Consider the following 12857-nt stretch of genomic DNA (forward strand, 5'->3'; position numbering starts at 1 on the left):
TGAGGCGTCGGTGAAAGGCGTATGAGAGGGCCGGTACGGAATTCCGGTCAGTTCAGGACGAGTCGTACAGGACGTACCCGCGCGGGCGGCGGCAGGCGCAGTCCGTCCCGTCCCGGAGTCACCGAACCGAGCACGCGCGCGTGCCGGGCACCCGTGCTCCGCGGCACCGTGCCGGGCAGACCGTGCACGGTCAGGAACCCGAGAACGGCGAAGGCGTACGCCTCCTTCGCGTCCGACGGCAGCCCCAGTTCGCCGGAGGCGCGCAGGGCGAGACCGGGCAGCTGGGCGCCGAGCATCCGCATCAGCGTCGGGTTGCGCGTCCCGCCGCCCGAGGCGATCACCTCCGTCGCGTCGAGCGTCCGTACGGCGTCGGCGACCGTCCGGGCCGTGAGCATCGTCAGGGTGGCGACGACGTCCTCGGCGGGCAGCGTCCCGAACCCGGCCAGGGCGTCCTGGAGGTGCCCGAGGTGGAACAGCTCCTTCCCGGTCGTCTTGGGCGGCTTCAGCGCGTAGTACGGCTCCGCGAGCAGCCGGGAGAGCAGCGCCCCGTGCACCCTGCCCCGCGCGGCCAGCGCCCCGTCGGCGTCGTACGCCAGGCGTCCGCCGCTGAACCCCCGGGCCGCCGCGTCGATCAGCGCGCACCCCGGCCCGGTGTCGAAGGCCGTTCCGTCGGGCGCGGTGAGGTTGGCGATGCCGCCGAGGTTCAGCGCGACCGGTGTGCCCGGCCGGCCGTTCAGCCACAAGAGGTCGACCAGACCGACCAGCGGCGCGCCCTGCCCGCCGACGGCGATGTCACGCGGCCGGAAGTCGGAGACGACGGCCAGTCCCGTCGCCTCCGCGATCCAGGCGGGCTGCCCGAGCTGAAGCGTGCCGTGCACCCGGCCCGCTTCGGCCCAGTGATACACGGTCTGCCCGTGCGAGGCGACCAACTCGGCTCGTCCGTCGCACAGTTCACGCCCGGCCCGGACGGCCGCCGCGGCGAAGGCCCGCCCGATGAGGGTGTCGAGCCGGCACACCTCGGCCATCGACGTCCGCCCCGGCGGCAGGGCGGCCCCGAGCGCCTCGCGCAGGTCGTCGTCGTACGGCTCGCTCACCATCCCCAGCGGTTCGAGTACGAGGCTGTCGTCGACGAGCCTCAGGTCGGCCGCCCCCGCGTCGATGGCGTCGTACGACGTGCCGGACATCAGTCCGATGACCCGCATCCGCTCAACTCCCCTTTCTGCCTGGTGACTTGGCCAGCGCCAACGCGCTCACCGCGCAGGTCGCCGCCGCGTAGTACGCCGGGATGTCCACGTTCCCGGTCCGCTCCACGGTCTTGGTGATGATGAGGCCCGCGCACCCGGAGAACACCGCATTGGACAGCGCGTAGGCGAGTCCCAGCCCCGTGCAGCGCACGTTCGTCGGGAACAGCTCCGCCAGCATCGCCGGCCCCGGCCCCGCCATCAGACCCACCACGGCACCCGCACCGCACACCGCGACGCCCTTCACGGCGTTCGAAGTTCCCTCATCCTGCAGGAGGTTGAGCAGCGGCACCGCGAGCACCACCACCAGCACCGCCCCCGTCAGCATCACCGGCCGCCGCCCCACCCGGTCGCTCAGCAGCCCCGCCGGGACGATGCTCGCCGCGAAACCCAGATTGGCCAGCACGGTGGCGAGCAGCGCCTGCCGGAAGCTCGCGTGCAGGGTGCTCTGGAGGTAGGACGGCAGCACGACGAGGAAGGTGTAACCGGCCGCGGCCCAGCCCATGACGCGCCCCGCGCCGAGCGCGATCGCCCCGGCGAGCTCCCGCGGAGGCGGTCGCACCGGTGACCGCTCCTCCTCGAAGGCCGGGGTCTCGTCCAGCCGCAACCGCAGCCACAGCGCCCCCAACCCCATCGGCAGCGTCAGCACAAACGGCAACCGCCAGCCCCAGTCGCCCAGTTGCGCCTCCGTCAGCACGGTCGCGAGCAGCGCCGCAGCCCCCGCGCCGCCCAACAGCCCGAGCGCCACCGTGAACGACTGCCACGACCCGTACAACCCCCGGCGGCCCGGCGGCGCGAACTCCGTCATCACCGACACCGCCCCGCCGAACTCCCCTCCCGCCGACAGCCCCTGAATCACCCTCAGAAAGGTGAGCAGCCAGGGAGCGAGCGCGCCGACCTGGTCGTACGTCGGCAGCGCACCGATCAGAGCGGTCGCACCGGTCATCAGCGCGATCACCAGGATCAGCACGGGCCGTCGACCGATCCGGTCCCCGAGCAGCCCGAACAGGGCCGCTCCGACCGGCCGGAAGAAGAACGCCAGCGCGAACGACGCGTACGTCCTGACCAGTGCCTCGACCTCGCCGCCGCCCTCCGGGGTGAAGAAGCGCGCCGCGATGATCGTGGCGAAGTAGCCGTAGACACCGAACTCGTACCACTCCAGGAAGTTGCCGACCGACCCGGCGACGAGGGCGCGGCGGGAGCGACCGGCGCCTTCGCCGGTCGCGCGGTCTTCTTTCCGATCTTGAAGAATGGGCTCCTCCTCCGGTTTTTGACTGACAGTCAACAAGTGCGCGGCGCAGGTCACGGGCCGGGCGCGTCGCCCGCGCGCACCCGCTGTCACCCGTCGAGGCAACAGCTGCCCGGACCGCCCTCCACATAGGCAATCGGACGGCTACGCTCGAGGTCTGTACGTCGTTCGGGCGACTTGGGGAGGTAACGGGATGACGGAGGCACGGCCCACCCAGGCCGCCTCGGCCTTCCTGTGGGAGCGCGACGAGGAGGTCGCCGCCGTCGAGCAGGCGATCGACACGCTGCGCGCCGACAGCTCGTCGTCGGGCAGCGTGCTGGTGTTCCGCGGCGAGGCCGGACTCGGCAAGACCGCGCTGCTGGCCGAGACCCGGCGCAGGGCGGAAGCGCGCGGCTGCGTCGTCTGGTCGGCCCGCGGCGGCGAGACCCTCAGGTCCGTCCCCTTCAACGTGCTGCGCCAGCTCCTCCAGCCCGCCCTGGTGTCCCTGATGCCGGAGGAGGCGCGCGAGTACCTCGGCGACTGGTACGACATCGCCGGCCCCGCCCTCGGACTGACCGAGCCCGGCGCGGTCCAGGCCGACCCGCAGGGCGTGTGCGACGGCCTGGTGGCCGCCGTACGCCGACTCGCCCGCCGCGACTGGCCGCTCGTGCTCGTCATCGACGACGCCCACTGGGCCGACCAGGAGACCCTGCGCTGGCTCGCCGCGTTCGTCGAGCGCCTCGACGACCTGTCCGTCCTGGTCCTGGTGGCCCGCCGCCCCGGCGAGGTGAGCGGCGAGAGCGCCCGCCATCTCGACGCCATCGCCGCCGCCGCGGACGCCCCGGTCGCCACCCTCAGCGCCCTGACCCCGGAGGCGACCGCCGGCCTCACCCGCGCCACCCTGGGCGGACACGCCGATGCCCCGTTCTGCCGCGAGGTGTGGGCCGTCACCGGCGGCAACCCGTACGAGACGGTCGAACTCCTCGCCAAGGTCCAGGACAGCGAACTCGAACCGGTCGAGGCCCAGGCGCCCGAGCTGCGCGCCCTCAACCGCTCCGCCCGCGGCGGCGGCCTCGTCGCCCGCCTCGAAGGACTCGGCATCGAGGCCACCCGGTTCGCCTGGGCGGCCGCCATCCTCGGCACCGGCATCTCCGTCGGCCTCGTCGCCAAACTCGCCACCATGAGCGACGAGGACGCCGTCCGCTGCGCCGAACTCCTGCGCAGCGCCCGCATCCTGACCGGGCCCGACCCCGCCACGGCCCCGGCCGACGGCGGCGACCTGGAGTTCGTCCACCCGCTCATCGCCAGCGCCGTCTACAACTCCATCCCGCCCGCCCTGTGCACCGCGATGCACGGCATCGCCGCCCGCGTCGTCACCGACTCCGGGCTCGGCGCGGCGATGGCCTCCCGGCACCTGCTCCAGGTCCACCCGGACGACGACGAGGAACTCGTCGAGCAGCTCCGCGAGGCCGCCCGCGAACACCTCGCCGTCGGCGCCCCCGACGCGGCCCGCCGCTGTCTGGAACGGGCGCTGCTGGAACCGCCCCGGCAGGAGTCCCACGCCCGCGTGCTCTACGAACTGGGCTGCGCCATCCTCCTGACCGCACCCGCCACCACCGTCGACCATCTCCAGTCCGCGCTCGCCATGCCCGGCCTCGACGGAGCCGAGCGCGTCGACGCCGTCTTCCGGCTCTCCCAGGCCCTGATCCACAACGACCAGCTGGAGGACGCGGTCCGCACGGTCGAGGCGGAGGCCGCCCGGCACGCACCCGGTCCCGCCCAACTCCGCCTCCAGGCCGTGCAGTACATGTGGGAGGGCATCCACGCGGGCGAGGCCAGCTCACCGGGCCGCTCCGAACGGCTCGCCGAACTCGCCTCCACCTGCACCGGGCGGGACAACTCCGAGCGCGCCCTGCTCATCCTGCGCGGCTTCGACGCCATGACCCACGGGGAGAACGCCGAGGTCGTCGTCGAACTCAGCGACCGCGCCCTCGTCAACGGCCGCCTGGCCCCCGGACTCGGCTGGACCGACACCGAGTGGGGCCTGGAGATTCTCATGATGCTGGCCAGCTCCTACACGTACACCGACCGGCTCGACCGCGCCGAGAGCATGTTCACCGACGCGCTGCGCACCTACGAGTCCTCGGGTTGGAGCGGCGGCCACCTCGCGCTGGCCCACGCCTTCCTCGGCTTCAACCACCGCAGGCGCGGCCGTCTCAGGGAGGCCGAGGACGCGCTGCGCGAGTCCCTGCGCATCGCCGACCGGGTCGCCCGCGGGCTGCCGCTGTACTGGTCGGCCACCTGCAACCTCGTCGACACGCTGCTCGCGCGCGGGCATGTCGAGGAGGCCTGGGAGATAGCCGAGCAGTACGGCTTCGCCCCGCCCTATCCCTCGACCATCGTGCTGCCCGACCCGCGCTCGGTGCGGGGCCGGTTGCTGCTGGCCGTCGGCCGTACCCAGGACGGCATCAACGAACTGGAGGCGGCGGAGAAGGCGGCGACGGCCCGCGGACACCACAACCCGGTCATGGTCCCCTGGGCGCTCGACCTCGCCCGCGCGCTGTCCACCCAGGACCCGGCGCGCGCCGCCCAGCTCGCCACGGACGCGCGGCGCCGGGCCGAGCGGTTCGGTACGGACACCGCGATCGGTGAGGCGCTGCGGTGCGCTGCCGCGCTGGAGACGGGGCAGCGGGCGGTGCGGTTGCTGTCGCAGGCGGTGACGTATCTGGAAGCGTCGCCCTGCCAGTACGAGCACGCGGCCGCGCGGGTGGAGTACGGGATCGCCGCGCGGTCGGTGGCGGAGATCCAGCGGGGGCTGGCGCTGGCTCGGTCCTGTGGGGCGGATGGGCTGGTGGCGCAGGCGCGGGATGTGTTGGAGACGGGTCGGGGGCTGCGGTGAGAGCTCGGGGCCGCGAGTGGTCGGGTGAGTGCGGGCCGTCTGCGGCTGGTCGCGCAGTTCCCCGCGCCCCTGGGGGCGTTACAGCGCGAGGAGTTGATCAGTGATCGTCGCCAATCGTTCCTGTACCTCGCCGTCGTACGTTTCCTCGTGGGACCTTGCCCTTTGCGTGCCGTCGAAGTAGCCGCCCGTGCCCAAGTCCTGGGTGGCCAGGGCCAGTACGCCCGGTGCTCCGTCCGCCACCGTGCTCCAAGGGGCGACCCCTCCCTCCCGGACCATCGCCGTGTCCATGAACGTGGCCGGGTGCAGGACGTTCACCGCGATGCCCGTGCCCGTCAACTCCTCGGCCAGGGTGAACGTATGGGCCGCCAGGGCGAACTTGGCGCGACGGTAGGCCGCGAAGCCGTCGTAGCCGCGGCGGAACTCGATGTCGTCGAAGTCGACGGGGTCCTGGCCCACCGAGCCGACGTTGACGATCCGGGCCGGGGCGTTCGCGCGGAGCGTCGGCAGGAGGGCTCGGGTCAGGGCCACCGGCGCCAAGTAGTTCACGGCGAAGCGCAGTTCATGGCCGTCGGCGCTGAGTTCGCGGGCCGCGCCCGGTGAACCGGCGCCCACGCCCGCGTTGTTGATCAGCACGTCCAGGTCGGGATGGGCGTCGGCTACCTGCGCGCCCAGCTCGCGCACCTGCGCCAGGGAGGCGAGGTCGGCGACGAACGCCTCGGCGTCGCCCTGCGCGCGGAGTTCCTCGACCAGGCTCTCGGTACGGCCCGGATCGCGGCCGTGGGCGAGGACGACGTGCCCGGAGCGGACCAGCTCGAAGGCGACGTACCGGCCGAGACCGGAGGTGGCGCCGGTGATCAGAACAGTCGACATGCCTCCACCGTAGGCACACGGCGGAGGCAGGTGGCAGATGCTGCTGGGGGTAGGACCGTCAGGGTCAGGCTTCCCCGTCCTCCGCCAGCACCCGCTGTGCCGCCGCGAACGCCGAGTTCGCCGCCGGAACCCCGCAGTACACGGCCGTCTGGAGCAGTACGGCGCCGATCTCCTCCGGCGTCAGACCGTTGCGCCGGGCCGCCCGCACATGCATGGCCAGCTCCTCGTAGTGGCCGTGCGCGACCAGCGCCGTCAGCGTGATCATGCTGCGCTCGCGGCGGCTGAGCGTCGGGTCGGTCCAGATCTCGCCCCAGGCGTAGCGCGAGATGAAGTCCTGGTAGCGGGCGGTGAAGGGGGTCTGCCGGGCCTGTGCCCGGTCCACGTGGGCGTCGCCGAGGACCTCGCGCCGTACCTGCATGCCCCGCCTGGCGCCGCCGTCGAAATGTGCGCGCAGGGCCGTCAGCACGGCCTCCGGGCGTTCGGCGGGAGCCAGGTGCGCCGCGCCCGGGATCTCCACGAGCCCGGCGCCCGGCACCGCGTCGGCGATCTCCCGCAGATGCGCGGGCGGGGTCGCCCGGTCCTCGCGGCCGGCGACCAGCAGGGTCGGTGCGGTGATCTCCGCCAGCCGGTCCCGCAGGTCGAAGGCGGCGAGCGCGTCGCAGCAGGCGGCGTACGCCCCGGGATCGGTGTCCCCCTGGTCCCGGACCAGCCGGGGCTCGGTGAAGCCCGGGGTGAACCAGCGCGTGTCCGCGCTCTCCACGAGCCAGTCCAGGCCCTCGGCGCGCACCCGTGCCGCCCGCTCCTCCCAGGGCTTGGCCCCGTTGAAGTGGGCCGAGGAGCAGACCACGGCCAGTGCCGAGATCCGCTCGGGGTGGTGGACGGCCAGGTGCAGGCCGACCGCGCCGCCCAACGACACCCCCGCGTAGGCGAAACGCTCGATGCCGAGCGAGTCGGCGAGCGTGAGCACCAGGTCGGCGAGGTCGGCGACGGTGGCGCCGGGGCCGATCAGGTCGGCCGGGCTGCCGCCGTGTCCGGGCAGGTCCCAGCGGACGACCCGGTGGGTGATGGACAGTTCCGGCGCGACCTTGCCCCAGAGGGCGGATGACGTGCCGAGCGACGGGCCCAGCAGCAGCGGGGCGGCCGAAAGGGGGCCCTCGGTGCGGTGGTTGAGGAGGGTGGCGGTCAACGTCGCTCCAGGGCGCGGTCGGTGAGGGTACCGGCGGCGCCGGTGTAGTGGGTGGGGTCGAGGTCCACGGCTTCCTTCAACTCCGTTTCCTCCGCGAGGAGTTCCTGGAGAGAGCGGCCCTCGGTGTAGGTGCGGCGCGCGAGCTGGGTCAGCAGTTCCTTGGCGCGGGCCCGCCCCAGGATCGGGGCCAGTTCGGCGGACAGGCGCTCGGAGACGATCAACCCGTGGGTGAGGTCGAGGTGTTGCCGCATGGCGTCGGCGTTCACCCGCAGACCCTCGGTGAGTTCGGCGGCATCGCGGGCCGCTCCGCCGACGAGCCGGAGCAGGTCGCGCAGCGGCTCCCATTCGGCGTGCCAGGCACCGGCCGGCCGCTCGTCCTCGGGGGCCAAGGACCCGTACAGCGTCGCGGCGAGCAGAGGCGCCCGCCGGGCGGCAGCGGCGATCAGCGTGGACCGTACGGGATTCGCCTTGTGCGGCATCGCCGACGAACCGCCGCCGCTGCCCTCCGCCACCTCGGCGATCTCGGTGCGGGCCAGGCTCAGCACATCCGTGGCGATCTTTCCCAGTGCCCCGGCCGCGAAGGCCAGGCAGCCGGCGAGATCAGCGATCGGGGTGCGCAGGGTGTGCCAGGGCAGATCGGGCGCCTTGAGGCCGAGTTCGCGCGCGTACGCCGTCGGCAGCGCGGTCGGGTCCGTCGCGCCGTACGCAGTGAAGGCGGCCAACGTGCCTGCGGCGCCGCCGAGTTGGGCGGGCAGGGAGTCGCGCACGGATGTCACCCGGTCCCGGGCGTCCAGCACCAGCGACCGCCATCCGGCCGCCTTCAGCCCGAACGTCGTCGGCACCGCGTGCTGGGTCAGCGTGCGACCCGGCATCGCGGTGTCCCGGTGCTCGGCGGCCAGCCCGGCCAGCGCCGCCTCCGTCCGCGCGAGATCGGCACGGACCAGGTCGAGGGCGCGCACGGCCACCAGCATCGTCGCCGTGTCCAGGATGTCCTGGCTGGTCGCGCCCCGGTGGACATAGGGGCCGTACTCCCCGCCGACCGCCTTCGTCAGGTCGGCGACCAGCGGGATCACCGGGTTGCCGCCCGCACGCGCGCGTACGGCGATGTCCCGGGCGTCGAGCTCCCCGGACCGGGCGGCCGAGGTGACCGCCGTGGCGGCCTCGTCCGGGGCCAGGCCCAGGGCCGCCTGGGCACGGGTGAGCGCGGCCTCCGCGTCGAGCAGCGCGCGCAGATACGCGGCGTCGCTCGTCGCGGCCGCGGCGGGGGAGTCGGCCCACCCGGGGGCGAGCAGGCCGGCGTCCGACTCCGAGGCAGATGTCACTGGAACTCCAGGAAGACCGTCTCGCCTTCGCCCTGAAGGCGGATGTCGAAACGGTACGTTCCGTTGCCGCCGTCGGCCGCGATCAGCGTGCCGCGCCGCGCGGGGTCCACCCGGTTCAGCAGCGGGTCCGCGGCGAGCGCGGCCTCGTCACCGGGGAAGTAGATCCGCGTGTAGAGGTGCAGGAGCAGCCCGCGCGCGAACACGCACACGCTGAGATACGGCGCGCTCTGTCCGCGCGCGCCCGGACGCAGCGTCCGCGCGGACCAGTGCCCACTCGCGTCGGTCTGGCTGCGGCCCCACCCGGTGAACTCCACACCCGTGCGCCCCATGAAGCCACCGCTGGCCCCGTCGCGCCGCATCGAGCCGTCGACCTGCGGGATGTTGCCGTCGGGGTCAGGACCCCACAACTCGACGAACGCGTCCGGCAGCGGGTTGCCCTCACCGTCGTAGAGGCAGCCGTGCACGACGATCGTGTCCGGGTGGCCGACCGGCGCGATGTCCTCGCCGCCGGGGAAGGGCAGGGCGTGGCCGTAGAAGGGGCCGACCGTGTGCGAGGGGGTCGGGAGGACCGTCTCCGGACGGCTGGTGTCGATCTTCGTCATGGCAGGTCAGCGTCCCTCTTCGATCCAGGTGGCGTGCGGTCCGTCGAGCACGATGTCCCAGTGGTAGCCCATGGAGAACTCCGGCACCGACAGGTTGTGGTCGTACGTCGCCACCAGCCGCTGCCGGGCCGCGTCGTCCGTCACCGACTGGATGATCGGGTCGTACGGGAACAGCGGGTCGCTCGGGAAGTACATCTGCGTCACCAGCCGCTGGGTGAACGCCGTGCCGAAGAGCGAGAAGTGGATGTGGGCGGGGCGCCAGGCGTTGACGTGCTGACGCCACGGGTACGGGCCCGGCTGGACGGTCGTGAAGTGGTACTGCCCCTCCGAGTCCGTCAGCGTGCGGCCGACGCCGGTGAAGTTCGGGTCGAGCGGCGCGTCGTGCTGCTCGCGCTGATGGGCGTACCGGCCCGCCGAGTTGGCCTGCCAGATCTCGATGAGCTGGCCGCGGATCGGACGGCCGTCACGGTCGAGGAGCCGCCCGGAGACGGTGATCCGCTCGCCGATCGGCTCGCCGTTGTGCTGTCGGGTGAGGTCGTTGTCTATCTCGGTGATGTCCCGCTCCCCGAAGGCGGGGGAGTGCAGCTCCACCAGCTCCGGGTCCTGGGACACGTCGATGGTGACCGGCGGCTGTTTGGGGTGGCGCAGGACCGAGGAGCGGTACGGGGCGTAGTCGCGGCGCGGCTGGTGCTCGACCGGGGCGCCACCGGCGATCCGCTTCTCGTAGGCGGCGTGCTCGGCCGCGATCTCCTGGTCGATGTCGTGCTGGGTGAGAGTCATGGGGAACGTCCTGGGGTTTCTTGAAATCGGGGTCGGGGTCGCGCCCTTGGGGGCGCGGGGAACTGCGCGACCAGCCACATCCGGCCCGCAGCCGCGATCGATACCTAACGTTCCAGGACGAGTGCGAGCCCTTGCCCGACACCGATACACAACGTGGCGACACCAACCCCACTACCCTGTCGGGCGAGTTGGTGCGCCACCGTACCGGCAAGCCGAGCCCCGGAAGCCCCGAGCGGATGCCCGAGAGCAAGAGCACCGCCCTGCGGATTGAGGATCGCCGGATCGAACGCGGGCCACTCGGCGACACAGCCGAGCACCTGCGCGGCGAACGCCTCGTTCAGCTCCAGGACGGAGAGATCGCCGAATCCCTTGCCCGCCTTGGCCAGCGCACGCGTGACCGCCTCCACGGGTGCCAGTCCGAAGTAGTCCGGGTCGAGGGCGTTCACGCCGGTCGCGGAGATCCGGGCGAGCGGATCGCGCCCCGTGGCCCGCAGCCCCTCCTCGTCGACCAGCAGCAGCGCCGCCGCCCCGTCGTTCAGCGGCGAGGCGTTGCCCGCGGTGACCGTGCCACCGGCCTTGCGGAAGGAGGGCCGGAGCTTGGCCATCGCCGCGAGGGACGCATCGGCCCGCACGCACTCATCCGCACCGAACAGCGCCGGATCGCCCTTGCGCTGCGGGATCGAGACAGGCGCCAACTCGATGTCGAACAGCCCCTGTTCCTGCGCCGAGGCCGCCTTCCGGTGCGAGGCCAGCGCGAACTCGTCCTGCTGCTCACGCGTGATCTTGTGCTTGTCGGCGATCAGTTCGGCCGACTCGCCCAGCGGGATCGTCCACTGCGGATCCATCTGCGGGTTGACCATGCGCCAGCCCAGCGTGGTCGAGTACAGCTCGGTGTGCCCGGCGGGGAAGGCCCGGTCGTTCTTCGGCAGCACGTACGGCGCACGGGTCATCGACTCCACGCCGCCGGCCACGGCGATGGACGCGTCCCCGACCGCGATGGCACGGGCCGCCTGGATCACCGCCTCCAGGCCGGACGCGCAGAGCCGGTTGACCGTCACGCCCGGGACGGACGTCGGCAGTCCCGCCAGCAGCGCGCCCATCCGGGCCACGTTGCGGTTCTCCTCGCCCGCCCCGTTGGCGTTGCCGAAGTACACGTCCTCGATGCGGGACGGGTCCAGGTCCGGGGTGCGGGCGACGAGTTCACGGATGGCGTGCGCGGCCAGGTCGTCCGGCCGTACCGAGGACAGGCCGCCGTTGTAGCGGCCGATCGGCGTGCGGACCGCGTCGACGATGTAGACGTCCTTCACGACTGGATCTCCTCCGGGACGCGGACCTTCGCCGCGGTCTTGGCGACGATCTCCTCGACGGTCACCTCGGGCGCGGTCTCCACCAGGACGAGGCCGTCCCCGGTGACGTCGAGGACGCCGAGGTCGGTGATGATCCGGTTCACGCACGCCTTGCCGGTGAGCGGCAGCGCGCACTCCTGAAGGATCTTCGCCGAGCCGTCCTTCGCGGTGTGGGTCATGACCACGATGACGGTGCGGGCGCCGTGGACCAGGTCCATCGCCCCGCCGATCCCGGTGATCATCTTGCCGGGGATCGCCCAGTTGGCGAGGTCACCGCCGGCGGAGACCTGCATCGCGCCCAGCACGGCGACATCGATGTGCCCGCCCCGGATCATCGAGAAGGACAGCGCCGAGTCGAAGAAGGAGGCGCCCGGCAGGACCGTGACGGTCTCCTTGCCGGCGTTGATGAGGTCGGGGTCGACCTGGTCCTCGGTGGGGTAGGGGCCGGTGCCCAGGATGCCGTTCTCGGACTCCAGGATCACCTCGACCCCGGGCGGCAGGTAGTTGGGGATGAGCGTCGGCAGCCCGATGCCGAGATTGACGTACTGCCCGTCCTGAAGCTCGCGCGCCGCCCGCGCGGCCATCTGCTCGCGTGTCCAGGCCATCAGTTGCTCACCGTCCGCTTCTCGATGCCCTTGTCGTCGGCCTGCTCCAGTGTCAGCGCCACCACCCGCTGCACGAAGATCCCCGGCAGATGCACCGCGTCCGGATCGATCTCGCCGGGCTCGACGAGCTCCTCGACCTCCGCGATCGTCACCCGTCCCGCCATCGCGGCGAGGGGGTTGAAGTTGCGGGAGGACTTGTTGAAGACGAGATTCCCGTGCCGGTCGCCGCGCGCGGCCCGTACCAGCGCGAAGTCGGTGCGGATGCCCCGCTCCAGCACGTACTCGGTGCCGTCGAACTCACGCACCTCCTTCGGCGGTGAGGCGAGCGCGACGCCGCCCTCACCGTCGTACCGCCACGGCAGTCCGCCCTCGGCGACCTGGGTGCCGACACCGGCGGGGGTGTAGAAGGCGGGGATGCCGGCGCCGCCGGCCCGCAGCCGCTCGGCGAGCGTGCCCTGCGGGATCATCTCGACCTCCAGCTCGCCGGACAGGTACTGCCGGGCGAACTCCTTGTTGGCCCCGATGTAGGAACCGGTCACGCGCGCGATGCGGCCCGCCGACAGCAGGACGGCCAGGCCGGACTCCATGGCACCGCAGTTGTTGGAGACGACGCCGAGGCCGCTGGTCCCGCGCGCGTGCAGCGCCTGGATCAGCACGTTGGGCACCCCGCTCAGTCCGAAGCCGCCGACGGCGAGTGTCGCGCCGTCCGGCACATCGGCCACCGCCTCGGCGGCTGTGGCGACCACCTTGTCCATGCGTGAAGCTCCATCCCGCCGAT

Annotated in this window: 11 protein-coding genes; 1 reads left to right on the forward strand and 10 read right to left on the reverse strand. The window is 72.6% G+C overall.

The features are described 5' to 3' along the window. Nucleotides 1–47: 47 nt before the first annotated feature. Together ACIHIX_RS37935 and ACIHIX_RS37940 are read right to left on the reverse strand one after the other, a co-directional pair. A complete protein-coding gene (locus ACIHIX_RS37935) occupies nt 48–1202 on the reverse strand; it encodes an anhydro-N-acetylmuramic acid kinase (protein ID WP_399964499.1) in 1155 nt (384 codons plus the stop codon). 4 nt (nt 1203–1206) lie between these two features. Then, on the reverse strand, nt 1207–2493 hold the full coding sequence (locus ACIHIX_RS37940; RefSeq protein WP_399964622.1) for an MFS transporter: 1287 nt from the start codon (nt 2491–2493) through the stop codon (nt 1207–1209). Nucleotides 2494–2683: 190 nt separating this feature from the next. Between ACIHIX_RS37940 and ACIHIX_RS37945 the strand changes: the two genes are divergently transcribed. Continuing rightward, nucleotides 2684–5368, forward strand: a complete 2685-nt coding sequence (locus ACIHIX_RS37945) for an ATP-binding protein (RefSeq protein ID WP_399964501.1) — start codon at nt 2684–2686, stop codon at nt 5366–5368. Nucleotides 5369–5446: 78 nt separating this feature from the next. Here ACIHIX_RS37945 and ACIHIX_RS37950 read toward each other — a convergent pair whose 3' ends face one another. From ACIHIX_RS37950 to ACIHIX_RS37985, 8 genes are all read right to left on the reverse strand, one after another. Continuing rightward, entirely contained in the window at nt 5447–6238 is a 792-nt protein-coding gene (locus ACIHIX_RS37950; protein WP_399964503.1) for an SDR family NAD(P)-dependent oxidoreductase, read from the reverse strand. A gap of 64 nt (nt 6239–6302) precedes the next feature. Further along, nucleotides 6303–7424 (reverse strand): 3-oxoadipate enol-lactonase, encoded by a 1122-nt coding sequence (gene pcaD / locus ACIHIX_RS37955; protein ID WP_399964506.1) that lies wholly within the window; start codon nt 7422–7424, stop codon nt 6303–6305. Beyond that, entirely contained in the window at nt 7421–8746 is a 1326-nt protein-coding gene (pcaB, locus tag ACIHIX_RS37960) for a 3-carboxy-cis,cis-muconate cycloisomerase (RefSeq protein ID WP_399964508.1), read from the reverse strand. Before pcaB ends, pcaD begins: the two co-directional genes overlap by 4 nt. Next, entirely contained in the window at nt 8743–9348 is a 606-nt protein-coding gene (gene pcaG, locus ACIHIX_RS37965; protein WP_399964510.1) for a protocatechuate 3,4-dioxygenase subunit alpha, read from the reverse strand. The genes pcaB and pcaG overlap by 4 nt, the downstream gene beginning before the upstream one ends. A 6-nt stretch (nt 9349–9354) precedes the next feature. Further along, complete coding sequence (pcaH, locus tag ACIHIX_RS37970) at nt 9355–10128, reverse strand: protocatechuate 3,4-dioxygenase subunit beta (RefSeq protein ID WP_399964512.1); 774 nt, start codon at nt 10126–10128, stop codon at nt 9355–9357. Between the two features lie 104 nt (nt 10129–10232). Beyond that, a complete protein-coding gene (locus tag ACIHIX_RS37975; protein ID WP_399964514.1) occupies nt 10233–11435 on the reverse strand; it encodes a thiolase family protein in 1203 nt (400 codons plus the stop codon). Further along, the gene (locus ACIHIX_RS37980; protein ID WP_399964516.1) at nt 11432–12079 is read right to left on the reverse strand and encodes a CoA transferase subunit B; all 648 of its coding nucleotides are present in this window, start codon (nt 12077–12079) and stop codon (nt 11432–11434) included. Before ACIHIX_RS37980 ends, ACIHIX_RS37975 begins: the two co-directional genes overlap by 4 nt. Beyond that, nucleotides 12079–12834 carry a CoA transferase subunit A gene (locus tag ACIHIX_RS37985; RefSeq protein ID WP_399964518.1) on the reverse strand — a complete coding sequence of 252 codons (756 nt, stop codon included), beginning with the start codon at nt 12832–12834 and terminating at the stop codon, nt 12079–12081. The genes ACIHIX_RS37980 and ACIHIX_RS37985 overlap by 1 nt, the downstream gene beginning before the upstream one ends. Nucleotides 12835–12857: the final 23 nt, after the last annotated feature.

Source organism: Streptomyces sp. NPDC051913 (assembly GCF_044593635.1).
Lineage (GTDB): Bacteria > Actinomycetota > Actinomycetes > Streptomycetales > Streptomycetaceae > Streptomyces.